26 protein-coding genes are annotated in these 24940 nt (G+C 27.3%); 9 read left to right on the top strand and 17 right to left on the bottom strand.

Features of this window, described 5'->3' with window-relative positions; translation table 11 throughout:
- The first annotated feature begins 3 nt into the window (after nucleotides 1-3).
- Together B0174_RS01150 and B0174_RS01155 are read left to right on the top strand one after the other, a co-directional pair.
- Nucleotides 4-1083 carry a nitronate monooxygenase gene (locus B0174_RS01150; RefSeq protein ID WP_108557797.1) on the top strand — a complete coding sequence of 360 codons (1080 nt, stop codon included), beginning with the start codon at nucleotides 4-6 and terminating at the stop codon, nucleotides 1081-1083.
- 101 nt (nucleotides 1084-1184) lie between these two features.
- Nucleotides 1185-2564, top strand: a complete 1380-nt coding sequence (locus B0174_RS01155) for an N-acetylmuramoyl-L-alanine amidase family protein (RefSeq protein WP_108557798.1) — start codon at nucleotides 1185-1187, stop codon at nucleotides 2562-2564.
- Here the strand turns inward: B0174_RS01155 and B0174_RS01160 are convergent.
- Genes B0174_RS01160 through B0174_RS01175 form a run of 4 tightly spaced genes read right to left on the bottom strand, consistent with a single transcriptional unit; the run spans nucleotide 2527 to nucleotide 5154 of the window.
- Nucleotides 2527-2973, bottom strand: coding sequence for an NUDIX domain-containing protein (locus tag B0174_RS01160; protein WP_108557799.1), 447 nt, complete (start codon nucleotides 2971-2973; stop codon nucleotides 2527-2529). The genes B0174_RS01155 and B0174_RS01160 overlap by 38 nt on opposite strands.
- 14 nt (nucleotides 2974-2987) lie before the next feature.
- Complete coding sequence (locus tag B0174_RS01165) at nucleotides 2988-4055, bottom strand: LptF/LptG family permease (protein ID WP_108557800.1); 1068 nt, start codon at nucleotides 4053-4055, stop codon at nucleotides 2988-2990.
- 1 nt (nucleotide 4056) lies between these two features.
- Complete coding sequence (gene pth / locus B0174_RS01170) at nucleotides 4057-4608, bottom strand: aminoacyl-tRNA hydrolase (RefSeq protein WP_108557801.1); 552 nt, start codon at nucleotides 4606-4608, stop codon at nucleotides 4057-4059.
- Nucleotides 4609-4617: 9 nt separating this feature from the next.
- Nucleotides 4618-5154: a 50S ribosomal protein L25/general stress protein Ctc gene (locus tag B0174_RS01175; RefSeq protein ID WP_108557802.1), complete on the bottom strand. Its 537-nt coding sequence runs from the start codon at nucleotides 5152-5154 to the stop codon at nucleotides 4618-4620.
- A gap of 155 nt (nucleotides 5155-5309) precedes the next feature.
- Here B0174_RS01175 and folD point away from each other — a divergent pair, with 155 nt between their 5' ends.
- From folD to B0174_RS01195, 4 genes are all read left to right on the top strand, one after another.
- Nucleotides 5310-6170: a bifunctional methylenetetrahydrofolate dehydrogenase/methenyltetrahydrofolate cyclohydrolase FolD gene (folD, locus tag B0174_RS01180; RefSeq protein WP_108557803.1), complete on the top strand. Its 861-nt coding sequence runs from the start codon at nucleotides 5310-5312 to the stop codon at nucleotides 6168-6170.
- The gene (gene lepB, locus B0174_RS01185; protein ID WP_108557804.1) at nucleotides 6171-6956 is read left to right on the top strand and encodes a signal peptidase I; all 786 of its coding nucleotides are present in this window, start codon (nucleotides 6171-6173) and stop codon (nucleotides 6954-6956) included.
- Nucleotides 6956-7411, top strand: coding sequence for a ribose 5-phosphate isomerase B (gene rpiB / locus B0174_RS01190; RefSeq protein ID WP_108557805.1), 456 nt, complete (start codon nucleotides 6956-6958; stop codon nucleotides 7409-7411). The genes lepB and rpiB overlap by 1 nt, the downstream gene beginning before the upstream one ends.
- 113 nt (nucleotides 7412-7524) lie before the next feature.
- On the top strand, nucleotides 7525-8751 hold the full coding sequence (locus B0174_RS01195) for an HD domain-containing protein (protein ID WP_108557806.1): 1227 nt from the start codon (nucleotides 7525-7527) through the stop codon (nucleotides 8749-8751).
- A gap of 10 nt (nucleotides 8752-8761) precedes the next feature.
- On the opposite strand, the gene B0174_RS01200 is transcribed toward B0174_RS01195, so the two are convergent.
- Nucleotides 8762-10723 carry a TonB-dependent receptor plug domain-containing protein gene (locus B0174_RS01200; RefSeq protein WP_108557807.1) on the bottom strand — a complete coding sequence of 654 codons (1962 nt, stop codon included), beginning with the start codon at nucleotides 10721-10723 and terminating at the stop codon, nucleotides 8762-8764.
- A gap of 69 nt (nucleotides 10724-10792) precedes the next feature.
- On the bottom strand, nucleotides 10793-12382 hold the full coding sequence (locus B0174_RS01205) for a glycerol-3-phosphate dehydrogenase/oxidase (protein WP_108557808.1): 1590 nt from the start codon (nucleotides 12380-12382) through the stop codon (nucleotides 10793-10795).
- A gap of 80 nt (nucleotides 12383-12462) precedes the next feature.
- Here B0174_RS01205 and B0174_RS01210 point away from each other — a divergent pair, with 80 nt between their 5' ends.
- A complete protein-coding gene (locus B0174_RS01210) occupies nucleotides 12463-12873 on the top strand; it encodes a hypothetical protein (RefSeq protein WP_108557809.1) in 411 nt (136 codons plus the stop codon).
- 27 nt (nucleotides 12874-12900) lie between these two features.
- On the opposite strand, the gene nth is transcribed toward B0174_RS01210, so the two are convergent.
- Genes nth through greA form a run of 6 tightly spaced genes read right to left on the bottom strand, consistent with a single transcriptional unit; the run spans nucleotide 12901 to nucleotide 18226 of the window.
- A complete protein-coding gene (gene nth / locus B0174_RS01215) occupies nucleotides 12901-13548 on the bottom strand; it encodes an endonuclease III (RefSeq protein ID WP_108557810.1) in 648 nt (215 codons plus the stop codon).
- Complete coding sequence (gene uvrB, locus B0174_RS01220; protein ID WP_108557811.1) at nucleotides 13545-15518, bottom strand: excinuclease ABC subunit UvrB; 1974 nt, start codon at nucleotides 15516-15518, stop codon at nucleotides 13545-13547. The genes nth and uvrB overlap by 4 nt, the downstream gene beginning before the upstream one ends.
- A 3-nt stretch (nucleotides 15519-15521) precedes the next feature.
- Nucleotides 15522-16052, bottom strand: coding sequence for a hypothetical protein (locus B0174_RS01225; protein ID WP_108557812.1), 531 nt, complete (start codon nucleotides 16050-16052; stop codon nucleotides 15522-15524).
- The gene (locus B0174_RS01230) at nucleotides 16049-16747 is read right to left on the bottom strand and encodes a metallophosphoesterase (RefSeq protein ID WP_108557813.1); all 699 of its coding nucleotides are present in this window, start codon (nucleotides 16745-16747) and stop codon (nucleotides 16049-16051) included. The genes B0174_RS01225 and B0174_RS01230 overlap by 4 nt, the downstream gene beginning before the upstream one ends.
- Nucleotides 16737-17741, bottom strand: coding sequence for an N-acetyl-gamma-glutamyl-phosphate reductase (gene argC, locus B0174_RS01235; RefSeq protein WP_108557838.1), 1005 nt, complete (start codon nucleotides 17739-17741; stop codon nucleotides 16737-16739). The genes B0174_RS01230 and argC overlap by 11 nt, the downstream gene beginning before the upstream one ends.
- On the bottom strand, nucleotides 17738-18226 hold the full coding sequence (gene greA / locus B0174_RS01240; protein ID WP_108557814.1) for a transcription elongation factor GreA: 489 nt from the start codon (nucleotides 18224-18226) through the stop codon (nucleotides 17738-17740). The genes argC and greA overlap by 4 nt, the downstream gene beginning before the upstream one ends.
- A 62-nt stretch (nucleotides 18227-18288) precedes the next feature.
- Here greA and B0174_RS01245 point away from each other — a divergent pair, with 62 nt between their 5' ends.
- Both B0174_RS01245 and B0174_RS01250 read left to right on the top strand, forming a co-directional pair.
- Nucleotides 18289-18945 carry a tRNA threonylcarbamoyladenosine dehydratase gene (locus B0174_RS01245; protein ID WP_108557815.1) on the top strand — a complete coding sequence of 219 codons (657 nt, stop codon included), beginning with the start codon at nucleotides 18289-18291 and terminating at the stop codon, nucleotides 18943-18945.
- A 58-nt stretch (nucleotides 18946-19003) separates the two neighbouring features.
- Entirely contained in the window at nucleotides 19004-19912 is a 909-nt protein-coding gene (locus B0174_RS01250; RefSeq protein ID WP_108557816.1) for a chemotaxis protein CheV, read from the top strand.
- A 52-nt stretch (nucleotides 19913-19964) separates the two neighbouring features.
- Here B0174_RS01250 and argH read toward each other — a convergent pair whose 3' ends face one another.
- The 5 genes from argH to B0174_RS01275 all read right to left on the bottom strand — a co-directional run bounded on the left by argH (nucleotide 19965) and on the right by B0174_RS01275 (nucleotide 24925).
- Entirely contained in the window at nucleotides 19965-21353 is a 1389-nt protein-coding gene (gene argH, locus B0174_RS01255; RefSeq protein WP_108557817.1) for an argininosuccinate lyase, read from the bottom strand.
- Between the two features lie 59 nt (nucleotides 21354-21412).
- Complete coding sequence (locus tag B0174_RS01260; protein WP_108557818.1) at nucleotides 21413-22681, bottom strand: hypothetical protein; 1269 nt, start codon at nucleotides 22679-22681, stop codon at nucleotides 21413-21415.
- 3 nt (nucleotides 22682-22684) lie between these two features.
- The gene (locus B0174_RS01265) at nucleotides 22685-23119 is read right to left on the bottom strand and encodes a hemerythrin domain-containing protein (protein WP_108557819.1); all 435 of its coding nucleotides are present in this window, start codon (nucleotides 23117-23119) and stop codon (nucleotides 22685-22687) included.
- A gap of 67 nt (nucleotides 23120-23186) precedes the next feature.
- Entirely contained in the window at nucleotides 23187-23819 is a 633-nt protein-coding gene (locus tag B0174_RS01270) for a CBS domain-containing protein (protein WP_108557820.1), read from the bottom strand.
- A 125-nt stretch (nucleotides 23820-23944) separates the two neighbouring features.
- A complete protein-coding gene (locus tag B0174_RS01275; protein ID WP_108557821.1) occupies nucleotides 23945-24925 on the bottom strand; it encodes an iron-sulfur cluster assembly scaffold protein in 981 nt (326 codons plus the stop codon).
- Nucleotides 24926-24940: the final 15 nt, after the last annotated feature.

A 24940-nucleotide genomic window follows, 5' to 3' on the forward strand; every position in this document is an offset into this window, starting at 1 on the left:
GTTGTGAAAATAGGAAAATATGAGATAAAACATCCAATTATACAAGGTGGAATGGGTGTAGGAATTAGCTGGGACCAATTAGCTGGAAATGTTAGTTTAGAAGGTGGATTAGGTGTAATATCTGCTGTTGGGACTGGTTATTATAAAAATATAAGTGAAAATATTCATATTGTTACAAAAAAAGATAAACCAAAAGATGTTTTAAATTTTTATAGTAGAGATTCACTTTTTGAAATTTTTGCAAATGCAAGAAAAATTTGTGGAGATGCACCAATTGCATGTAATGTGTTGTATGCAATTAACGATTATGGAAGAGTTGTAAGAGATGCCTGTGAAGCTGGTGCAAATATAATTATTACAGGTGCTGGATTACCTACAAATATGCCTGAATTTACAAAAGATTTTCCAGATGTTGCAATTGTTCCTATTGTTTCAAGTGCTAGAGCATTAAAATTAATCTGTAAAAAATGGCAAAGATATAATAAACTTCCAGATGCAATAATTGTTGAAGGTCCATTAAGTGGTGGTCATCAAGGATTTACATATGAACAATGTGCACAAGAAGAATTTCAATTAGAAAATATTATTGGACCAATTATTGAAGAAGCCAAAAATTGGGGAAATATTCCAATTATTGCAGCTGGTGGAATTTGGGATAAAAATGATATTGATAAATTTATAAAAATGGGTTGTACAGGTGTTCAAATGGCAACTAGATTTATAGGAACTTTTGAATGTGATGCTGATGCAAACTTTAAAAATGTTTTATTAAATGCAAAAGCTGAAGATATTCAGTTAATGAAATCACCTGTTGGACTTCCTGCAAGAGGAGTTATGACTAATTTACAATTTTCAATTGTAAATAAAACTGCTCCAAAAGTTCAATGTGTATCAAACTGCGTTGCTCCTTGCAATAGAGGACATGAAGCTAAAATTGTAGGTTACTGTATTGCAGATAGATTAGGTGCTGCATATAAAGGTGATGTAGAAACAGGTTTATTCTTTTCAGGTTCAAATGGGTACAGAATTGAAAAAATTATATCTGTAAAAGAACTAATGGAAAAATTAACAAAAGGAGAATAAAAATTTTTAAAAAATTTTTTATTCTCATCACTCTAACTTTTAACTTACTACTTAGTGCCGAATCAAGTAGTAGCTTAAATGAACAATATCATTCATCAAAAATGAATTACCTAAAAGCTGTAATGCAAAATGATGAACAATTAAAAATTGACGAATTAAAAAATATTGTATCTATTGGTGAAAAATTAAATAAAGATGTAAGACCTGATAAAAAGAAACTTGAAATTTTATTAGGAAGACAAATCTCTTCAAATTCAAAAACAAATAAAAAAGTTACAACATCTAATGTAGTAAAAAATCAAGTGCAAGAAAAAGTTCTTGCAAAAAATGAACCTGAAAATAATATCTTAAAAACAGAACAAATAAATATTGATACAATAAACTCTATTCGTTCTATTTCTACAAATGAAAATAAAATAGTAGTAAAATTCAATAAAAATTATGTAAAAAATGATATAAAACAAACATCACAAAAAATTGCTAACAATTATGTATATTCTTTTGATATAGCAGGTAAATATAAATATACAATGCCTACAAAATTGGAAATAAATAATATTGATACTATCTCTGTAAATGATAATAAAGACAGTGTAAATATTAAAATTTCTAATAAAGAAAATACAAAAATTACATATTCTTTAGCTCCTCGAGAATTAATTATCACTATAAATAATCAACTATCAAATACAAATGTAGCAACTGTAATTCCAAATAAAAAAGAATCTTCAAAAACCAAAGAAGCACCATTAAATCTTCCAAGTTCTATCTCTTCATCTATAAAATCAGAATCTAAATCAAAAAATAAAGTAATTGTACTTGATGCAGGACATGGTGCTGATGATGTTGGTGCTGTTGGACCAAATAATAGATATGAAAAAGTTATTAACTTAAATGTTACAAAATATGTGGGAGCTCTTTTAAAACAAAGAGGATATACCGTTTATTTGACAAGAAATGATGATACATTTATAAAAGTTATGGATAGAACTGTTTTAGCAAATGAAAAAAATGCAGATTTATTTATTTCAATTCATACAAATGCAGTTCCTAAAGAAAAAGCAAATGAGGTTGATGGAATTGAAACATTTTTCTTAAGTCCTGCAAGAAATGAAAGAGCAAAAAGAGTTGCTGCACTAGAAAATAAAACTGATATTAGAGAAATGAGTGCTTCATCAAAAGATGTATTTTTAGAATCTTTAAATCGTCCAAGAATAACTGCATCACATAAATTTGCAATTGATGTACAATCAGGAATTTTACAATCAGCAAGAAGTAAATATAAAGATATAAAAGATTCAGGAGTAAGAGAAGGACCATTCTGGGTTCTTGTAGGTGCTCAAATGCCTTCTATTCTTGTAGAATTAGGATATGTTTCACATCCAGTAGAAAGTAAAAGATTATATGATAAAGCATATCAACAATTATTAGCAAATGGAATTGCTAATGGTGTAGATTCTTATTTTTCAAAAAATCCTTAATTTCTTTTATTAAAGTTATTTGCTTATTTTTTATTCTAGGTAAATTACTTAAAGAAAAAAATTTAACTTTTGAATTTTCCCAAGATAAATAGCTATTTTTTAAAGTATCATCAACAAAATATTGTTCTAAATTTTCAATATTATTTGCATTTACTAGCCAAATTCCAACATCTTTATCTATATTAATTTGCTCAAAATAGTTCTCAAATAAAGCAATATCAACATTAATTGAACTCTCTTCAATAAACTCTCTTTTAGCGCATTCATAAGCACTTTCTTTACTAGTTTTAGTTCCTTTAAGGCAACCCCATTTATCTTTACTTGCAACAGATTTACATAATAATATTTTTATATTATTACCTTTTACAAGATAAGGAACTACTCCATATGATTTTATATGAGATCTCATTTTTAGCCTTGGTATTAAGAATTGATTTTTTTATTATAAAAATAGATTGAAATAATTATCCAAAATAACATTGGCAATAAAATTGATACTTCAGGGAGGATAATTCCACCATTTGTTAGTTTAAATAACATAAAGAAAATACCCCAGATTATTAATGTTCCAAAAATTGAAATAGAAGTAAATTTTCCCATATTAAAAAATCTGCTATTTAAAGAAGCATAGGCAAAAATTAATAAGATAAGAGGAATAACAAAAAAAGGAATTACAGTTTGATTATATAAAATACTTCTTATTTTAGCTGTGTTTATTCCTTGTTCTTTTAGTAAAGTAAGTGCTGAAACAGCATCTAATATAGAAAAATCAGACTTATTATCATAAACATTATCAAGAATTTTTGGCTTAAATCCATCTAATGTATGTAAAAATTTCTCATATCTAATATCTAATTTTGAATTATCTAAATTTAAATCTTTTGGTTTATTAATTATCTTTACATCTAAAACATACCATCTATTATTTTGGAAATATGCTTTTTCTCCAATAATTGTTTCAATAACATCTTTTCCTGAAACTTTAAAAATATGTATACCCTCTGCTCTTTTTTCTAAAGGGAATAATTTTTTAAAATATACATAATAATCATTATATTTTAAAAAAATATCTTTTTTTGTATTTGTAAAATATTGATTACTTAATATCTTACTTTTTTGATCTGATGAATAGGCTAAAGGAGTCATTTGAAGAGAAATAAGCATTATTAATAATAAAATAGAGATATTTACAACTGGTAAAAAGATTCTTTTATTTGTAGAACCAAGTGCATTAAAAGCAACAAATTCATTATTTTTAATAAATACAACTAAAGTTACAATCCAAGCAAAAACAATTGATAAAGGTAAAGTTAGAGTTAATGTAAAAAATCCCATATATAGCACATATAAAATTTGTAAATTAGCTGATTGAGGAATAGATTTGAAGTTTTGTAAAATATCAATACCTACAAAAAAGAACTCTAAGGAAATAAGAACAATAATAAAATTAATTAGGTACTTTTTTAAAATATATTTTGTTAATATGTTCATCTTACTTCAATGTAAATTTAGATTTTACTTGTTCTATATCTTCACTTTTTAGTGCTTTTATAGCATTCATAATATGAGGCATTATATCTTGTAGTTTGTTTAATTCTTCTTTTGAAAAGTTATTAAGAACATAATTTGCAACATCTGCTTTATCTTGTGGTTTTCCAACACCAATTCTTACACGAATATACTCTTTTCCTATATGTGCATCTATTGATTTTAAGCCATTATGTCCACCATGACCACCACCAATTTTGAACTTTATAGCTCCAAATGGTAAATCAATATCATCATGAATTACAATAATATCTTCAATTCCTAATTTATAATACTCTTTAATTGCATGAACTGCCATTCCAGAATTATTCATATATGTAGTTGGTTTTGAGAATAAATCATAAGCAGATTTTTCTAAGGTAGAATGAAAATTTGATTTTTGGATATTAGAAGTTGTAAGACTTTTGGTTATTTCATCAATAACCATAAATCCTACATTATGTCTAGTTAATTGGTATTTTTCACCAATATTACCAAGACCTACAATTAAATGCATTAATTAAAACTATTTAGCTTTAATAATACCAACAACAGGAACTCTAGGGTCTAAGAAACACTCTAAAGTATCAGATAAAGTTAAATCTCTAATTAAGATATTATCACCTGTATCTAATTCTGTTACATCTAAAGTAATACTATTTGGTAAGTTTTCTAATGTACATCTTACAGGTACTCTTTTTGTATGAATCATTAAAAGACCTTTATTTTTTAGACCTTTTGCAATACCAGTTGTTTTAACAGGAATTTTATATGCAGTTTTAAGACCAGCTTGTGCTACCATTAAATCAACATGTAATAACTCTGAAGTTAATGGACATTTTTGATATTCTTGAACTACAACTTTTACAATGTTTCCACCAAGATTAACATCAAATGCTAAAGTCTCTTTGTTTTTTAAAAATTTGATGAATTCATTTCTTTTGAATGCAGCTGAAATATTTTCTAAACCTTTACCATAGATATTCGCAATTAAATACCCATCTCTTCTTAAAGTTTTAGTAGCTTGTTTTGTCATACTATCTCTGATGATACCCTCTAACATAACGGTTCCTTTGTTTTTAAATTTAGGGCAGAATTATATAAAAAGTTTTCTAAATGTAAGTTTAAGTTTTTATTAATTTTACATTTAACTTTTATTAATTCATTTTTGGATAAAATGACTGTCTTATATATAAATACAAAACAAGGTAAAATCCAATGATATTATTAGATGGAAAAGCATTATCTGAAAAAATCAAAGAAGAAGTAAAAGTTGAAGTAGCAGAACTTGTAGAGGAAAAACAAATCACTCCAGGTCTTGCTGTTATTTTAGTAGGAAATGATGCAGCAAGTGCAACATATGTAGCAAGTAAGGCAAAATCATGCAAAAATGCTGGTATTTATTCAGTTGTTCATGAAATGCCTGAAAGTATAACTCAAGAAGAGTTACTTGAAACAATTGCAAGAATGAATGAAAATCCTAAACTTGATGGTATTTTAGTTCAATTACCACTTCCAAAACATATAGATACAACTGTAGTTCTTGAAGCAATTGATCCTTTAAAAGATGTTGATGGATTTCATCCATACAATGTAGGAAGAATGGTTTCAAATCTTGATGCATTTTTACCAGCAACTCCTTTTGGTGTTATGAGAATGTTTGAAGAGTATGGAATTGAAGTAAGTGGAAAAAATGTTGTTGTAATTGGTTCTTCTGATATTGTTGGAAAACCTATGGCTTCACTTTTAATTAATGCAAAAGCAACAGTAACTGTTTGTAATAGTAGAACAAAAGATTTAGCATTTTTCACAAAAGCTGCTGACATTGTTGTAATTGCTGTTGGTGTTCCTCACTTATTAAAAGCTGACATGATTAAAGATGGTGCTATTGTTATTGATGTTGGTATTAATAGACTTGATACTGGTAAATTAACAGGTGATGCAGATTTTGAAGACTGTAAAAACAAATGTTCTCATATAACACCAGTTCCAGGTGGTGTAGGACCAATGACTATTGGAATGCTTTTAAAAAATACAATTAAAGCCGCAAAACTAAGAGAAAAAAGAGAAAAAAAATAAATGTTTAGCAAAATATATAAATGGTCTTCTTCATGGACCGGAACGATTATAATTGTTCTTGGAATAATATTTTTTATTGCACAAGCATTTGTGATTCCAAGTGGAAGTATGAAAAATACTCTTCTAATTGGAGATATGCTTTTTGTTAAAAAATTCTCTTATGGTATTCCAACTCCTAGAATTCCATGGCTAGAAATAAAAGTATTACCAGATTTTAATGGAAATGGTCACTTAATTGAAGGACCAAGACCAAAAAGAGGTGATATTGTAGTTTTTAGATACCCAAAAAATGAAACTATTCACTATGTAAAAAGAGCAGTAGCAACAGGTGGCGATTTAGTAGCAATCCAAGATAAGCATCTTTTACTTCATCCAAAAGAGGGAAATGAGTTTGTAAAAGCAAACTATCCAAAAGAGAATATTGTTGAAGTTGGGGATAAACTTTGGGTTGTAAATCCATATAGAAAAGAACATTCAGGTATTCATAATGATGAAAATGTTGTGGATAATGGTCTAAATCCAGCTGAATTATTTAATATGTCAGCAATAATTGTTCCAGAAGATGAAACATTTATGATGGGAGATAATAGAGACCATTCAAATGATTCAAGATTTTGGGGAACAGTTCCGTATAAAGATATAGTTGGAACTCCTTGGTTTATATATTTTTCATGGGATGAGCATAAAGAAATTAGATGGAATAGAGTTTTAAAAAGTGTTAAAACTTTAGAAGAAACTGTTGATTTTGAGAAATTAAAAATTGAACAGCAAGAAGGAATTTATTAATGAAATATTTTATTGGTGCTGATCATGCTGGAATCGATATAAAAGATTATGTTAAAGAACTTTTTGAAGAAAGAGGTCATGAAGTGGTTGATTTAGGACCTTTTAGTAAAGATAGAGTTGATTATCCTGATTATGCAGCAAAAGTTTGTAAAAAAGTTCTTGAAAATGAAGGAACTATGGGAATTTTAATTTGTGGTTCAGGACTTGGAATGAGTATGGCTGCAAATAAATTTGATGGGATTAGAGCAGCACTTTGTCACAATGAATATAGTGCAAGAATGGCTAGAAAACACAATGATGCAAATATTATTTGTTTAGGTGAGCGAGTTTCAGGTCATGGTATGATTGAAGCTATTATTAAATCATGGGACAAAACAGAATTTGAGGGTGGAAGACACCAAGGTCGAGTTGAGAAAATCAATGCTTTGGGGAAAATGGGAAATTGTAGGAGTTAATTATGAGTGATTGGCAAGTATATTTAATGATGTTTGTTGTTGTTGGACTAATGTTACTTGGTAAAAAAATGATGTTTTTTGATGATTCAAAAAAAGACAAATAAGGTTAGAAATTGATAAATCCAAGAATTATAGATTATATTTTTACTTCAGCTTCAATTCAAAGATGGAATGATTATCCTCGAATGGTTGAACTTGTTGAACTTGATAAACAAGCACATAAATTTATAATTGCATATTTTATTGCAAAACTTGAAACAGATATAAACTATACTCATTTGATAGAAGCTGGAATTTTTGAGTTTTTAAGACGAGTTGTTGTAACTGATATTAGACCTGATGTTTTTAGAAAAGCTTTACAAAAAAAATCAAAAGAGATTAATGCTTGGGTTATTTCAAAACTGACTCCATCTATAAAAGATATAGATAATGGGAATTTTTTACAAAAATTTGAAGAATATTTAAGTAATCCTGAAATGTATAAAAAAGAGAGATTTGTTCTCAAAGCTGCTTCATATTTAGCAACTAAATGGGAATTTTCTATTGTTTATCAAACAAGTCAATTTTTAAATGATATTGAAGATGTCAAAAAAAGTGTTGATGAAGAACTTGAAGATTATTATGAATTAATTGGAGTTCGAAAAATTGCACTAAATAAAAAACTTGGAAAAATTATTGATTTAAGTGGAAGATTAAGATTTCAAAAAAGATGGGCACAAACGCCAAGAGTTCCTGAAACATCAGTTTTAGGACATATGTTAACAGTTGCAATTTTTGGATATTTCTTTTCAGTTGAAGTAAATGCTTGTGATAAAAGATTACAAAATAACTTCTTTACAGCACTATTTCATGATTTACCTGAAGCTCTTACTAGAGATATTATAACACCTGTAAAATATTGTGTTGATGAGTTATCAGACATAATTGCAGAGTATGAAATAGAAAAAATTCAAGATGATATTTTGCCTAATATTCCAGAAATATTACATGATGAATTTTCTTATATTTTAGGTCTTTATGATGGAATTAAAGAAGAATTTCAAGATAAAATCTATGAAGATAAGATTCAAATAGTAGAAGATATTTCAAAATATAACTCAAATAAATATAATGCAATTGATGGATTAGCTTTAAAACAATGTGATAAATTATCAGCATTTGTGGAAGCTAGTTTATCTATTTCTCATGGAATAAAATCAAAAGAATTAATAAGTGGGAAAAAAGAGATTCTAAAAGGTTTAAAAGTAGTTCAAGGTATTGATTTTAAAGCAATTGCCACACAAATAGATTATGAATTTGGAACAACTGGACAAACACAAGTCCGAATGGAGTTTGATTAAAATATAGCTTTTAAAAGCTATATTTTAAATTTACATATCCATATCTTCCTGGGTCATTGAATAAAATTCTTTCATTATTCAATGATAAGTAACTTATATCTTGATAAGTATTTGTTGAAGCATAATTTTTATCTAATACATTATCAACTCCCAAAGTTATACCGATATTTTTATGTAATTGATTAGTATATTTTAAATTAAACACTGCATATCCACCTAATTCTTGCTCTTTAGCTGAACTATCATAACTATCCCAAGAATCAACAGCTACAACTTCAGCTGTATATTTTGATTTATCCATTTCATAATTTAATGCTAAATTTCCTTTTAATGGTGGAATTTCTGCTAAATCTTTGTCTGCAAAATCTCCATCTTTTGTCCCTCTTTGATATGCTATTCCATAATCAAGTGATAAATTTTCAGTCATAAAATAAAATCCTGAAACATCTAATCCATAGATTTTTGCATCAACATTTTCAAATTTACTTGTTGTTGAAGTAACTGTTGAATTATAAATATAATCTTTTAACACTGAATAAAAGAGTTTTGGTCTAATGTTAAATGTTCCAATAGTTTTATCAAAACCTATATCTGCTTCATAATTTTTTGTTTGATCTAATGTAGAATTTCCAGCCATACTATTATAAAGTTCTCTTGCATCTGGAACTCTTGAAGATTTACCAATACCAGCAAAAGTTTTTGTATTTTCATCAATATTATAAACACCAAAAATATTTGCATTTAATCCAACATATTTTTTATCATCAGGATTTATTATCTTACTTGTATCAATATCTGTATAATCATATCTAGCTCCAAGTTCTAAATCTAATTTACCGAATGATTTTTCAACTTTTGAGAAAATTGCTTTATTTGTAGTATCAGTTGAGGGAATACTAGGAGTTGCAGTATCAACGGCTCTCCAATTTCTAACACTTGTATCTAAGCCAACTGTAACAATTGAATCTGCAACTTCTACACTATTTTTAACTTTAGTTCCCCAAATAGATGTTTTTAGACGACTTATCATTGGAGCCATAGGCATCATTGATGTTGCTGTTGCTTTTCTATTTCTTAATGTAGTACTCATTGGATGATCAACTTCTGAATAATAATAATCTAAATTCAACTCTTTAGAAAAATCACCTAAATTTCTAGCAGTATATCCAACTGTATAAATATTTGAATCATCATAATCAGCATCCATTGAACCAGTTGGATATAAAATATTATCACTTCTATTTGCAGTATAAGATAATTTTATTTCAGAATCATCATTGATATTAAATACACCTTTTGTTAGAAGTGTTTTTTTCTCAAATGCTTTTTGTTTTGGATTTGAGTATTGACTTTTATATTCAACACCTTTTTCTAATTGTTGCTGCGAAAAATTATCCCCATTTCCATCTTTATATTGATCACCCTCTTCTGTTGAAGTTGATACTAAAAGCTTAAATCTATCTGTTCCACCACTTACCGTTGCACTAGCTTTTTTATATCCAAAACTTCCAGCGTTTAAGTTGATTTCCCCATGAACATCTTTTGTTGGTTCTTTTGTTTTTACTTGAACAAGTCCACTTAATGTTCCAAAATTTTCAACATCATAAGGTCCCTCGATTACTTTTACACTTTGAATATTGTTTGTTAATACATGAGAAGTTGCAGGATCCATTCTATTTGGACAAGCTCCATAGATTTTTGCTTCATCAAGAAGAATATTAATATTATCTTTTTTCTGACCTCTTAAAATAATATCATTTGCAATTCCACTTCTTCTTACTATTGAAATAGATGGTACATTTTTACTTAAAGCTTCAGCTAAATCAGCACTTTTTAGTTCTTCAGAACTAACATCTTTTACTATTTTAGAGTTCGCAGTTTCTACAACACTTATAGTTTCTAAAGTTTCAACTTCACTTGCATTTAACAAAATTGCAGTTGTTATAAGTGATAATGAAATAAATTTTTTCATAAATTTGCCTTAAATTAATAAATTTATAAAAGTATTACCAAGAGCTGTTAATTTTTTGTTAATTATCTATTAGAAATAATTATTTATATACTCTTTACACTCAATTTTCTCATCTTCGACTCTTTTTTCATCCCAAAAAAGAATTTTTCCCATTTCTTCACAAACACAATTTACACACTCAAGTGCCATTTTTTTATCTAAAAAACAAAGCCCTATTCTTCTTGCTAAAAAATCTATTGGTTTTTCTACAAATTCTTCTTTTATACAATATTCTATTTCAGCTTTTAAATATGGCAAATTTTCATTTATTAACTCAAAATTATCTGTTTCATTTGCTAAACTCAAAATTTTAATACAAAAAGTTCCATATAAAGTTTTCAAAGACTCTTTTGTCATTTTTAATATAGGATAAAAACTCATAAATTTATCAAATTCTTCTATATTTGCTTCATTTCCAGCTAATTTATAATTTCTAGTTTCACAATTTTTTTGTTTTTCTATAAACTTATTTTTAATTAAAAAATCTACTAAATCTTCAGACATTTTTCTATAAGTTGTCCATTTTCCACCAGCTATTGAAACTAAATTGTTCTTTGATTTTAAAATTATATGTTCTCTTACCATTTGTTGTGTTGTGCTTTTATTACTTTTTATTAATGGTCTAATTCCACTCCATGAAGACAAAATATCATCTTTTGTTATCTCTTTTTCAAAATAATTATTTATCTCTTTTAATAAATACTTTATTTCTTCATCTTTCACTCTTTGATTTTCTTCATAAATAGTTTTATTATCAGTTGTTCCAATTAAACAATGATTTAAATAAGGCAAAATAAAAATAATTCTTCCATCACTTGTATTTGGAAGTAAAAGTCCTTCCTCCAAAGGCAAAACTTCCTTTGAAACTACAATATGAATTCCACTACTTAAAGCCAAAACTTCATTTGATGTTTCATCATCTTTTAATCTCAAATTATCTACATTTGCACCACTTGCATTTACAACAATTTTTGCATTTATTTCATAAGTTTTATTTTGAGTTTTATCAAAATATTTAACGCCTTTAATTTTATTATTTTCATCATATAAGAATTCAATTACCTCACAATAATTTTTTATTATTGCTGCATTTTTAGAAGCTGTTTGTAGAAGTGATATTATCATTCTTGAGTCTAAAAAACTTCCATCATAAAAAGAAATACAACCTTTTAATTTCTCTTGTTTTATATTTGGAAAACATAAAACACTAACAATCTTATTTATAAAAGAGTTTTTACCTAAGCTTTTTTTTCTAGCAATTAATTTATAAATTAAAATTCCAAAATATGTATAAATAAGATTTAAATATGAAAATATTGGAATATTGATTTTTATTTTTTTTGAGAAATATGGAGCATTTTTTAGAAAAATTGCTCTTTCTTTTATGCCCTCTTTTACTAAATTATATTGAGTTATATCCAGCTCTTTTATAGCTTTTTCAAGGTATCTAACACCACCATGAACTAACTTGGAACTTTTAGAACTAGATCCACTTGAAAAATCATTTTTTTCAAGTAATATTACTTTATATCCTCGCAATGTTGCATCCAAAGCAATCCCACTTCCAACACAGCCACCGCCAATTATTGCAATATCATATTTTTCCTCAGACAATTCCATAATTCCCCTACTTTCAAAGCTTTATTCCAAAAGCTTTTTGTTAAGCTAGGATATAATAAAAATAAACAAAAAGGAATAAAATGCAAATAATAATTATAATTGCTGCTTTAATTATCGCTATTACTTTGATAATTTATAGAGTAAATAATCAATTTGAAAAAAGAGAGCTTATAATCCTTTTATTAGTTATCGTAATATCTACTATTACTTATATATTATACGAAAAAAAACAAGAAGAATTTTTTCCAAATTTATTTAAAGAAAAATATGAAAAAGAAAAAAACTTAATTATTGAAAGCTTAAGTGCAGAACTTTTAAATAACAAAGTTGTAAGCTCAAAAGATAAATTTATTTATAAATTTACATACATTGTAAAAAAAGATAATCAAGAGTTTTTGTGTGTGGCTACAAATATTGAAATAGATAAGATTAAAGATAATTTTATATTTAAAAATTTCTCAGATTTACAAGAAGAGTGTCTAAAAAGATAGTCTAAAATAACTCTTCTTCTCTCATATTTATGCAGGTTTAAAAGAGACTTTAGTTTTGCAAACCTGTGGAAATAAACAATTATCACACTCAGGTTTTACAGCTTTACAAATATATCTTCCAAATAAAACCATCGCTTGATGAAAAATATGTAAATCATGCCCTTTTAGTTTTTTAACTAAATCAGCTTCAGTTATATCTACTGTTTTCCCATCACTAAGACCAAGTCTGTGAGAAACTCTAAAAACATGAGTATCAACAGCCATAAGATTTGCACCTTCGAATTCAATCATAAAAACATTCGCAGTTTTGTTTCCAACACCTGCTAATTTCATAAGTTCTTTTTGATTATGTGGAATTTCTCCATCATATTCAGTTAATACACTTTGAGCCATTTTAATAATATTTTTTGATTTATTGTTAAAAAATGAACAAGAATTTAATAAAGCTTTTACATCATCAAGTTGGGCAAGTGCTAGTTCTTTCACACTTGGATATTTAAGAAAAAGTGCTGGAGTTATAATATTTACCCTTTTATCTGTACATTGTGCGCTTAAAATAATCGCAATTAATAACTCATAATCATTTTTATAATTAAGTTCAGTAACAGCATCACTGTATTTTTCTATAAAGGCTTGTTTTATGATTTCTATATCTTGTTTTGTTGCTTTTTTCATATCTCTTTAACCTTAGAAATTTCATCTCTTAGCCTAATAGCTTCTTCAAAATTTAAGTCTTGAGCTGCTTTTTTCATTAGTCTATTTAGTTCAATTAAAATCTTTTTTCTCTCACTTGCTGGCATTTTTTCTATTTTTTCTTTTTTCCATGCAAGTTCATCGTACTCTTCTAGTTTTAGACTTTGGTCTAGTTTTCTTTTTGTTGATTTTGGTGTGATTCCATGAAGAATATTGTGTTCTTCTTGGATTTTTCTTCTTCTATTTGTTTCATCTATTGCAAACTGCATTGATGCTGTGATTTTTTTTGCAAATAAAATAACTCTTCCATTTTCATTTCTAGCAGCTCGTCCGATTGTTTGAATAAGTGATGTTTTACTTCTTAAAAATCCTTCTTTATCTGCATCTAAAATAGCAACCAAAGAAGTTTCTGGAATATCCAAACCTTCTCTTAAAAGGTTAATTCCAATTAATACATCAAAAACTCCAAGTCTTAATTCTCTAATAATATGATTTCTTTGTATTGCATCAATTTCACTATGCATATATTTTACTTTTATTCCCAAATCTGCGTAATAACTTGCTAGTTCTTCTGCCATTTTTTTAGTCAAAACAGTAACTAAAACTCTTTCATTTTTAGCAACTACTTTTTTGATTTCATCATGAAGTTTTTCCACTTGAAATTCACTATCCACAATATCAATAATTGGGTCAAGTAATCCCGTTGGTCGAATAATTTGCTCTGCTACAACTGAACTTAAATTTAATTCTAACTCATTTGGAGTGGCACTTACAAACACATAATTTGGCGCTTTTTTTATAAATTCTTCAAATTTTAAAGGTCTATTATCCAAAGCACTTGGAAGTCTAAAACCATACTCAACTAAAACTTCTTTTCTACTTCTATCAGCTGCGTGCATTCCACGAAACTGAGATAAAGAAACATGAGATTCATCAACAACTAATAAAAAATCTTTATCCATTTGTTCAAAATAATTCAAAAGAGAATATGGAGTTTCACCTGGTTGTTGACCAGTTAAATGACTTGCGTAATTTTCAATTCCTTTACACATTCCAGTTCCCTCAATCATTTCTAAATCAAACTCAACTCTTTGTTTTAGTCTTTGATATTCTACTAACTTTTGCTCTTTTGTATAAAAATCAAGTCTCTCATCCAGTTCTTCTTCTATTCTTTTTACAGCAGTTGCTAATTTATCATTTGAAACAACAAATGGATTTACTGAATAAATAATTGATTCTTGCAAATCTTTTATTTTATTATTTGTTAAATATTCTCTTTTTGAAATTGATTCAACCTCATCGCCAAAAAACTCAACTCTTATAAATTCATCTTCATAATAAGCAGGGAAAATATCTATAACATCGCCATTTACTCTAAAATCTGCCCTATCAAAAAACTTATCATTTCTTTTATAACCCATTTCCACAAGTTTTATCAAAAAGGCTTTTTGAGAGTATTCAAATCCAACTTCAACCCTTTGAACCATAGCTTTGTATTCCTCAGGATTTCCCAAACCATAGTTTGCTGATACTGATGCAATTACAATAACATCATCAAAAGATAAAAGTGAAGCTGTGGCACTTAATCTTAATCTTTCTAGTTCTTCATTTATCGAACTATCTTTTTCAATAAATAAATCACTTCTTGGAATATAAGCTTCTGGCTGATAATAATCATAATAAGAAATAAAATATTCAACATGATTATTAGGAAAAAACTGCTTAAACTCTGAGTACAACTGAGCAGCTAATGTTTTATTGTGAGTCATAATCAAAGTTGGCTTTTGTGTGGCTTCTATTACTTTTGCAATAGTATATGTTTTACCTGAACCAGTAACCCCTAAAAGCGTGTTGTATTGGTTTCCTGCGTTTATAGAATCACTTAAAGCTTTTATGGCAACTGGTTGATCACCTGCTGGTTCATAATCACTTACTACTTCAAACTTTGCGATGGGTTATCCTTTTTGGTTTTTCAATATATTAAATAAAATAACAGAAACTTCTCTTGCTGTCCAAATTATTTCTCTACTTAATTCATCTCTATTTTTTTCTATATTAACATGGTTTATATATTTTTTAAAGATTTTTTGCATCTCTTTTTCTTTTAAATCATTACTCAAATTTAAAATCATACTATTAATTATTTTTATATCATAAGGAAGAATAAAATCTTTATGTACTTTTAAAAATTGAATCAAAATCGATATTTGCCATGAATGCCATTCGATTTTATCTAAAGCACTTGCAAGTTTATTCACATAATTTAAAGCTACATAAGAATCTGTGATTATTTTACAAGCTTGAAATAAAGAGTAAGGATTCATCTGTTCTATTTTTCTTGGAAGTATTAAATCATTTATTTTTATTTCTGAATTATTAATATTTTCACTATTTTTCTTATTTTTTTTACTACCCAATGATGTAGGAATTAAAATAACAACTATTAATAAAACAACTAATCCTATGACCAAAAACATCAAATTCATATTTCTTCTCCATGAAATCCTGATTTTGAGATTCTCATATATTTTTTCTGACAACATAAAGATGGAATATTTATATACTCTTTATTATCAAAGAAATATCCAACACCTTGATGATAATGTCCTTCTATTACAATATCTGTATTATAATTTTCTAATCTTCTTTTTACAATATGTTCAAAATTGTTCATTTTATGACAAATATTTTTACTCAATAATGCATTTTCTATTTTCTTTGAAATAAAATAATTTATATCCAAAAAGTTCATAACTCTTAAAAAAACAGCGTTTCTTATAAACTTACAATACAAATCATATTTCCAATTTATAAAATTATCTCCATGTGAAATTGCAACAGTTTTTTCTTCAAAGTTAGCAAATAATGGTTGATTTTCTCTTTTTATTACTTGAATATTTGGGAAAAGATTTTTTAGATTATAATCATGATTTCCCTCTAAATAAATAATCTCTATTTCATTTGATAATTTATTTAAAAGATTTATTACAACACTATTTTGTTTGACAAAATATCTACTTTCACCTGAAATAAAATCTATCATATCACCCATAAGAAAAAGTTGAGAAGTAAGTATTTTTTTACTTTCAACTTTTGTTAAAAATGTTAATAATTCTTGGTTTTTATTATTAAAATGCGAATCAGCTACAAAAATAGCATCTGGTTTTATACTAAGGAACATAGGCTATTTTAGGGATTCCCTCATATTCTTCATACCCACAAATGATATTTGCATTTACAACAGCTTGAGATGAAGCTCCTCTTAGAAGATTATCAATAGCAGAACTAACAAAAAGTGCTTTACCATTTTTAGCTACAAATAAATCACAAAAATTTGTTCCAGCAACTGATTTAACATCAACTGGTTTTTCTCTAATTCTTATAAATTCACAATCTTTGTAAGCTTTATTTAAAATCTCATTTACATCAATATCATCTTTTAATGTGGCAAAAACTGATACCAACATTCCCCTTGTGAGTGGCAATAAATGAGGTACAAAATTTATAGAAACATCTTTACCTTTTAAAATCTTCACTTTTTCATGAATCTCTGGCATATGTCTATGTTTAAATGGATTATAAGCATGAACATTATCATTTATTTGACAATAATGAGTCGTTTCACTAGGATTTTTTCCAGCTCCACTAACACCAGATTTTGCATCAATAAAAATCTGTGCATCGGTGTCAATATAATCAATAAATGGTAATAATGCTAAAAGTGAAGCTGTTGGGTAACAACCTGGATTTGCGATTAATTTTGCAGTTTTAATATCTTCTTTAAAATATTCAGGTAAACCATAAACAGCATCTTTGATATGTTCTTTATCAAGGTGTTCACAATAATATTTTTCATAAGTTTCAAGCTCAAGTCTATAATCAGCGCTTAAATCAATAACTTTTAGACCAAGTTCTAAAAGCTCTTTTGCAAATGACATTGCAGTTTTATGGGGAAGTGCTAAAAAGGCTAAATCAGCTACTTTTGCAACTTCTGACGCATTTGCTAAACTTACATCCATATTTATTACATTTTTTAAACAAGGATGTAAATCTTTAACATTTATATCCCCACTTGAATTTGCAATATAAGCAATATTAAACTTTGGATGGTTTATTAAAATCTTTATTAATTCTAAACCTGTATAACCACTAGCACCAATAATTGCTACATTCATTGTAAAATAATTTCCTTGTAACATACACCTAAAACTTCAAAAGTTCTAACTCCACCTGGAAGTGTAGCTTTTACTTCATCGCCCTCTTCTTTTCCCATTAGTTGTTTAGCTAAGGGAGAATTAAATGAAATCATTCCTTTTTCGGCATTTGATTCAACTCCACCAACAATCATATAAGTAAGTTCTTCATCAGTATTTGAATCAACTAAAGAAACAGTTGAACCAAAACTTACTTTATTGTGTGGAAGAGTTGCTGGATCAATTATTACAGCTTTTGAAATAACTGCATTTAATTCAGCTATTTGAAAATCAATTAGTTTTAATTTATCTTTAGCAGAGTGATATTCAGCATTTTCTTTTAAGTCTCCTAATTGTCTAGCTTCTTCAAGTGCAATTACAGTTTCAGGTCTTTCTGATTTTTTCAAAAATTCCAAATCACCAGTAATTTTGTTATACCCAGCTAGGGTCATTGGTTCTTTATCCATGAACATCTCCAATAAATTAATTTATGTTATAATACCCAAAAACAAGTAAAAGAGAAGTTTAGATGAAATATGATAGATCGAAAAAGCTATTTGGTGAGGATATTTTTGAAAAATTCAAAGATGTTAAACTAATACTTTTAGGAGTTGGTGGTGTTGGAAGTTTTGCTTTAGATGCACTTTATAACACTGGAATTAAAAATATCACAATAGTAGATTTTGATACATATGAAGAATCAAATTTAAATAGACAAATGGGAAGTTTTGGGAATATTGGACGAGTAAAAGTAGAAGCTTTAAAAGAAAAATATCCCGAAGTTACAGCTATTCATATAAAAATTACACCTGAATGGATTGACGATTTTGATTTTTCGTCTTATGATTATATTTTAGATGCAATTGATGATGTAAAACCAAAAGTTCACCTAATAAAAAAATATTTTACAAAAATAATCAGTACAAGTGGTGGAGCAAAAAGAATTGACCCATCTAAAATAGAATATATTTCTATTTGGGATACATACAATGACCCATTTATAAAAAAAATAAGAACTGAATTAAAAGCTCAAGGCTTTAAGAAAAAATTCAAAGTAATTTTTTCATCTGAACTTCCAATATGCGTAGAAAAGGGAAGTTTTGAGGGAGTTACAGGAAGTTTCGGTTTAATGATGGCATCTGTAACTATTCAAAAATTGATAAATAAATTCAAAAAAATAACTTAAAGTTACTTAAAGTTTAAAAGATATATAATAATTAACTTATACTTAATAAAGGATTCTCATGAGCGGTATTAGTAGTAGTGTTGAACAAATGACTCAAGGACATCTTAGGAATGTTCAACAATTAGCTGTATTTTACACTGGTCACAGTAATATTTACGCAATTAATATAGCAAAAGTTAAAGCTTTTATAATTACTGAAGAAGTTGCTATAAATGATACTCCAAAAGACACAAATGTTATAGCAGGAATTGCAACAATAAGAGGTGAACCTGTAACTTTAATAAATCTTGATGCTTGGCTTGGACTTCCAGCTTTAGAAGTGAAAGATTATAAACTTATTATTTTTTGTGAATTTAATCATAAAAAAATTGGTTTTTTAGTAAAAGATATGCTTGATATTGTTGAAAAAACAACTGATGAATTAAGACATACAGAAGAAACAAATTCAAAGATAACTTATACAACTTATGTAAAAGTAAATAATAAAGACGAACTTTGTACTGTATTTAATGCAGAACAATTATTAAGAGATATTAAATGGACTGATGATGGTTCTGATGAAATTAAAAAATATGTTGATGAAAAACTTCACTCAAGTAAAATTATTTTAGCAGCTGAGGATTCAGGAGTTGCTAGGGAAGTTTTAAGTTCATTCTTTCAAGAAACTGGTCTTGAATATGAAATTTATGCAAATGGAACACTTCTAATAAAAAGATTAGAAGAACTAAATCCTGATAAGATCGGAATGGTTATTACTGATATTGAAATGCCTGGAACTGATGGTTATCAAGTTGCTTCATTTATAAAAAGTAATAAAAATTTCGCTCATATTCCAGTTATTGTAAACTCTTCAATGACAACAGATGCAGTAAGAGGGAAAATGAGTCAAGTTGGTGTTGATGGATTTGTTGGAAAAACTGATATTTCAAATCTTTTCAAATTAACGAAAAAATTCTTACTAAGATAATATGATAATCTTTTATAAATAAGATGAGATTTTCTCATCTTATTTTTTTACTCTAATTTTTTAACCACTCTTTAAATATTTCTATTTGACTAACTGTTTGACTTGTAGCTGTTCCACCTAATGAAGTTCTTGCATTCATTGAGTTTCTTAAATCTAAAAACATCAGAATTTCTTCATTTATATCTTTTAATTCTTCATTTGAACTTCTAATTTCATCAATATTTAATTCACTAATATCTTTATTTAAACTATTTGCTTTTGTAACCACATCTTTTGTAAGGTAATATGCTGTTCTAAATGGCATATTTTGCTTAGTTACTAAATAATCTGCAAAATCTGTTGCACTTAAATGCCCAATTTTACAAGCATTTTGCATTTTATCTACATTTACAATCATTGTTTTGATTACTTCATTTAAAATAGAAATTGAAATTTCCATAGTTTTAACTGAATCAAAAACTCCCTCTTTATCTTCTTGAGTATCTTTGTTATATGCAAGTGGTAAACCTTTCATAACTGTAAAAAGTGAAATAAGATTTCCATAAACTCTTCCTGTTTTTCCTCTTAAAAGTTCAGGAACATCAGGATTTTTCTTTTGTGGCATAATTGAGCTTGTTGTTGCATATTCATCACTCATTCTTACAAATTGGAATTCATAAGATGACCATAAAATAAGTTCTTCTGAGATTCTACTTATATGCATCATTGCTGTGCTTATATTAAATAAAATCTCTAATGCAAAATCTCTATCTGAAACTGTATCCATAGCATGTGAAGTGGGAGCTATAAATCCTAATTTTTGTGAAGTTGAAACTCTATTTATATTATGTGGAGTTCCAGCAAGTGCTGCACTTCCAAGGGGACAATAGTTATTTCTTTCATATGAACTTTCAAATCTTTCAAAATCTCTTTTAAACATATTTGCATAAGCTAATAAATGATAACCAAAATTAAGAGGTTGAGCGTGTTGTAAATGAGTCATTCCGGGAATTAATGTTGTTGTATGTTTAGATGCAACAGACACAAAAGTTTCAACCAACTCTTTTAATTGTGCTTTTATACTTAATGATTTATCTTGAACATAAAGTCTAAAGTCAGTTGCTACTTGGTCATTTCTACTTCTTGCTGTGTGAAGTCTTTTTCCAGGTTCACCTATAATTTCAGTTAATCTTGTTTCAACTGCCATGTGAATATCTTCATAAGCTAAAGAGAATTTAAACTCTCCACTTTCAATTTCATTTTTTACTTGTAAAAGTCCTGTTTCTATTGCTTTTTGTTCTTCAAGAGTTAAAATTCCTTGTTCTGCTAACATTTGTGAATGAGCAATTGAACCTTTTATATCTTGTGCATAAAGTTCTTTATCAAACATAATAGAAGCGTTAAATTCATCTAATATTTGTGCATTTGTGTTTTTTAAAATTTGATTGCTTTGATTTGACATGAGTTTCCCTAAATTATAATGTACCTTAAAATTAAGGTCGCATTATAACACAAGTGATATTATTTAAACGCACTTAAATCCATAGGATCTGTTTTTGCAATTGCCGTATATTTTCTAACAGCATTTAAACAATTTATAAAAAATAAGATATTTGAAGCCAAAAATAAAACAGCAGCTATATAAATAAAACTATTTTGAAAATAACTCAAAACAAAAAATATGATAGAAATAAAATGTATAAAAAAATGAATTTTTATATATTTTTCATCTATAAACTCTCTTATAGTTGGAAGTTTAAAATAACCTTTTGAGCTTAAATGAAACCACGATAAAAAAGGAATTATTTTATAAACCATTCCTTGTAAAAGTGAATACAAAAACCCAAAAGCAAAAATAATAGCCAAAATATAGTTTGATTCAAAAAAGTCAAATAACCAAAAATTCATTGCAACAATTAAAGAACTCAAAGAGAGTTTCCAATACCATAAAGTTGCATCAAATACAGGTCTTCTTCTATTGTTTAGTGATTTTAAACCATAAAAAGCGAAACTTATAATTAGTCCTATAAAAGCCAATTTTAGTATTAAAAAGTTTATATTAAAATAGAAAAAAACAGCTGATATAAAAAGCAAAATAAATAAAATCAAAGGAGTTTTATTTTGAATAAATTTTGGAAAATCTAGCGCCACATAAAACATAGGAATTACTTGAAATGAAACACCCATTATAAGTAAAAGTGTAAAACCAAACAAAGCAAATAATATATGTAAAAATACAAATATATAGTAGTTTTCATTAAAATTTAGGCTTATATGTGAAATTGCTAGATATAAACCAAAACATAAAGTTATGATTCCAGCAACACTAAATAATCGCATAGCTTTGACTGTTGAAGTTAAATATTTCACAGTAAATAAAAGTTTTATACTTAAAATAAAAAAAGTCAAAAATGCAATTGATAAAAATAATACTGCAATATGAAGTAAAAATTTTATTTCCAAAATAAAAGAAAAACTTAAAAATAAAGTTCCAAGAACAAGGCTAGTATGAACAATATTTGCAAATAATATTGGCTTTTTAATAACCGCACCTGCAAGAACTGGCATCATTTGTTGCATTGCTCCAAAAATTATCATAGATAAAATTCCTAAAGTAAATAGATGAATTAAACCTATTGCAAAATGTGAATATTGATTTGAAAGTTCATTAAAAGGGACAAAAAAGAAAATAAAAGATATAAGCACTCCAAAAAATGGAGCACTTAAAAAGAATCTAAAAGGTATATTTATAGGTGGTGCTTGATCTAGGCTTAAACCTTGATTGAACATCTTTTATATAGCTTTCATATCTTCGATAACTTTTGAAACAAGCGAACCTAAATGCATATCAGCCATAGCATAAAGCATTTGTTCTTCTTTCATATTATGTTGTTGCATTAACATCATAAGACTTTCACTAACACCAAAAAAATGATTTTTATCTTTTTTTTCTATATCAGCTTTTAAATCTTCTAAAATAGTTCTCATTTGTGAATGTTCCATTCTCATAACCATTGTAGGACCTTGAGTCATACCTGTTACTTCTTCAAATGCTGGAAACATTACTGTTTCTTCCATACTAAAATGATGATTTAAATCTGTTGAGAATTTTTCTAATTGTTTTTGAGATTCTTCCCAATCTTGAGAAGCAACAGCGTTTTCTAAATTTGCAAACTCTCCATCACAGGCTCTGTGATCACTTGTTAAAAATGATGCAATTGTATCCATGTTGTTTACCTTATAATATATTTTTCTGTATTGTAGGTAAAACTAAACTATTTTTTATTGATACCAATCAAGACCAAAGCTGAAATTGAGGAATATGCGAAACTGCTTTTATAATATCAGTTTTAGAAACAATTCCTATTAAAATACCACTTTCATCCACAATAGGAATAGCGTGTAATTTAAAATCAATCATTACTTTTGAAACACTTCTTATATCTGTTAATGGGTCTGCTGTAATAATCTGAGGTAAATGTATATCTTCAATTTTTCTTTCTAAAACATTTTGAGGATTTTCTAAATTATTCATCAAAAGATTTAAAATAATTTTTTTATCTATTGTTCCAATAATTCTTTTTCCAAATGAAACAACAGGCATTAAACCAACTTTAAACTCTTTTAAAACATCATACGCATCTTTAATCGAAGATTTTTCATCAATATAAATACAATTTTTTGTCATAATATCTTTAACTTGATAAATAATTTCAGAAGTATCAATATTTGCCATTTTTTTATAAGTATTTATAGCTTCTTTTTTTGTTTCTTTATCTTGTTTATTTAAAAGGCTATCAAAATTTTGTATAGTTCCCTCATCTGGATTAAATCTACTTTCTTGGATATTTTCAATATTATTTAAACTATACAAATTATCAACAGTACTTCTAAATCCTACACTTCCTTTATTGTATATTGCAAACATTTGTATCTCCTTAATATTGTTTTATTCATTTTATAACAAAATATCTTCATTTATAGAATTTTGCTCTATAAAAAAAGGCTCATACAAACTGTATGAACCTTTTAAATATTTTTAATCAATAAAAATTAAATTGGTAAAACTCTTATATTTTCATCAATTTTTTGTTGTAATACAGATTCGATTGCGTATAGTGTTCCTGAACTTCCAGACGAACATCCAGAGCATGAACCTAAGTATCTGATGTATAAATCAAAATGTGGTAAATTTTCTTTAATATCTATAATTTCCATATTTCCACCATCCATTACAAGCATTGGTCTAATATCTGAATCTAATACAGAATCAATTGCTTTAATTCTTTGAACTAATGTCATTTTTTCAAATGATAAAGTTCCAGCTGCACTTGCATCTGCTGCTGATTTCATTTTTTCTTCTGCCATTTCAGCTCTAACATCTGCTAAAATATCTACTAAATAAATATCTTTTGCTTCATGACCACCTGGTCTAATACATGATTTACAAAACGCACCTGCTTTTGTATAATCTGTAATTTGCTCAACTGTTGTTAAGTCATTTATTCTAATAACTTCTCTAATTGTTCCTAATGAAACCCTTGCACACTCACATACAATAACTTCTGTTTCAAAAGATTCCATATCAACACCTTTATACTCTGCTGCTGCTTTTTTGATAACATCATAAGCCATTACAGAACAGTGCATTTTTTGAGGTGGAACAGCTGGTGTATTTGCATTATCTCTTAGTGCAAATTCAACATCAATATTTGTAATTTTAACTGCTTCATCAACTTTTTTCCCAATACAAAGCTCAGCCATAACATCAGAAGATGCAATTGCAGTACCACAACCAAAAGATTTAAATTTTGATTCTAAGATTACATCTGTTTCTTCATTAACAGCCCAATATAATCTTACTGCATCACCACATGATTCAGCTCCAAAATCTGCAACAATTAGTTTTGCTCCTAATTCTGCTGCTCTTTCTTCTGTGATTTCACCTTGATGTTTTGGGTTGTTCATTCTATTTACAACTTGATTTGAGTATTCATCCCAAATAGATCCGCTAATTAAACTATTTTTTGCCATAAAAATTTTCCTTTA

Origin of the sequence: Arcobacter caeni (genome assembly GCF_003063245.1) — a bacterium.
Taxonomy (GTDB): Bacteria; Campylobacterota; Campylobacteria; order Campylobacterales; family Arcobacteraceae; genus Aliarcobacter; species Aliarcobacter caeni.

Excerpts from the sequence above, each read along its gene's own strand:
- B0174_RS01155 (WP_108557798.1), top strand. The coding sequence starts at position 1,185 with ATGAATTACCTAAAAGCTGTAATGCAAAATGATGAACAATTAAAAATT.
- B0174_RS01160 (WP_108557799.1), bottom strand. The coding sequence starts at position 2,973 with ATGAGATCTCATATAAAATCATATGGAGTAGTTCCTTATCTTGTAAAA.
- B0174_RS01165 (WP_108557800.1), bottom strand. The coding sequence starts at position 4,055 with ATGAACATATTAACAAAATATATTTTAAAAAAGTACCTAATTAATTTT.
- pth (WP_108557801.1), bottom strand. The coding sequence starts at position 4,608 with ATGCATTTAATTGTAGGTCTTGGTAATATTGGTGAAAAATACCAATTA.
- B0174_RS01175 (WP_108557802.1), bottom strand. The coding sequence starts at position 5,154 with ATGTTAGAGGGTATCATCAGAGATAGTATGACAAAACAAGCTACTAAA.
- folD (WP_108557803.1), top strand. The coding sequence starts at position 5,310 with ATGATATTATTAGATGGAAAAGCATTATCTGAAAAAATCAAAGAAGAA.
- lepB (WP_108557804.1), top strand. The coding sequence starts at position 6,171 with ATGTTTAGCAAAATATATAAATGGTCTTCTTCATGGACCGGAACGATT.
- rpiB (WP_108557805.1), top strand. The coding sequence starts at position 6,956 with ATGAAATATTTTATTGGTGCTGATCATGCTGGAATCGATATAAAAGAT.
- B0174_RS01200 (WP_108557807.1), bottom strand. The coding sequence starts at position 10,723 with ATGAAAAAATTTATTTCATTATCACTTATAACAACTGCAATTTTGTTA.
- B0174_RS01205 (WP_108557808.1), bottom strand. The coding sequence starts at position 12,382 with ATGGAATTGTCTGAGGAAAAATATGATATTGCAATAATTGGCGGTGGC.
- B0174_RS01210 (WP_108557809.1), top strand. The coding sequence starts at position 12,463 with ATGCAAATAATAATTATAATTGCTGCTTTAATTATCGCTATTACTTTG.
- nth (WP_108557810.1), bottom strand. The coding sequence starts at position 13,548 with ATGAAAAAAGCAACAAAACAAGATATAGAAATCATAAAACAAGCCTTT.
- B0174_RS01225 (WP_108557812.1), bottom strand. The coding sequence starts at position 16,052 with ATGAATTTGATGTTTTTGGTCATAGGATTAGTTGTTTTATTAATAGTT.
- B0174_RS01230 (WP_108557813.1), bottom strand. The coding sequence starts at position 16,747 with ATGTTCCTTAGTATAAAACCAGATGCTATTTTTGTAGCTGATTCGCAT.
- argC (WP_108557838.1), bottom strand. The coding sequence starts at position 17,741 with ATGAATGTAGCAATTATTGGTGCTAGTGGTTATACAGGTTTAGAATTA.
- greA (WP_108557814.1), bottom strand. The coding sequence starts at position 18,226 with ATGGATAAAGAACCAATGACCCTAGCTGGGTATAACAAAATTACTGGT.
- B0174_RS01245 (WP_108557815.1), top strand. The coding sequence starts at position 18,289 with ATGAAATATGATAGATCGAAAAAGCTATTTGGTGAGGATATTTTTGAA.
- B0174_RS01250 (WP_108557816.1), top strand. The coding sequence starts at position 19,004 with ATGAGCGGTATTAGTAGTAGTGTTGAACAAATGACTCAAGGACATCTT.
- argH (WP_108557817.1), bottom strand. The coding sequence starts at position 21,353 with ATGTCAAATCAAAGCAATCAAATTTTAAAAAACACAAATGCACAAATA.
- B0174_RS01260 (WP_108557818.1), bottom strand. The coding sequence starts at position 22,681 with ATGTTCAATCAAGGTTTAAGCCTAGATCAAGCACCACCTATAAATATA.
- B0174_RS01265 (WP_108557819.1), bottom strand. The coding sequence starts at position 23,119 with ATGGATACAATTGCATCATTTTTAACAAGTGATCACAGAGCCTGTGAT.
- B0174_RS01270 (WP_108557820.1), bottom strand. The coding sequence starts at position 23,819 with ATGTTTGCAATATACAATAAAGGAAGTGTAGGATTTAGAAGTACTGTT.
- B0174_RS01275 (WP_108557821.1), bottom strand. The coding sequence starts at position 24,925 with ATGGCAAAAAATAGTTTAATTAGCGGATCTATTTGGGATGAATACTCA.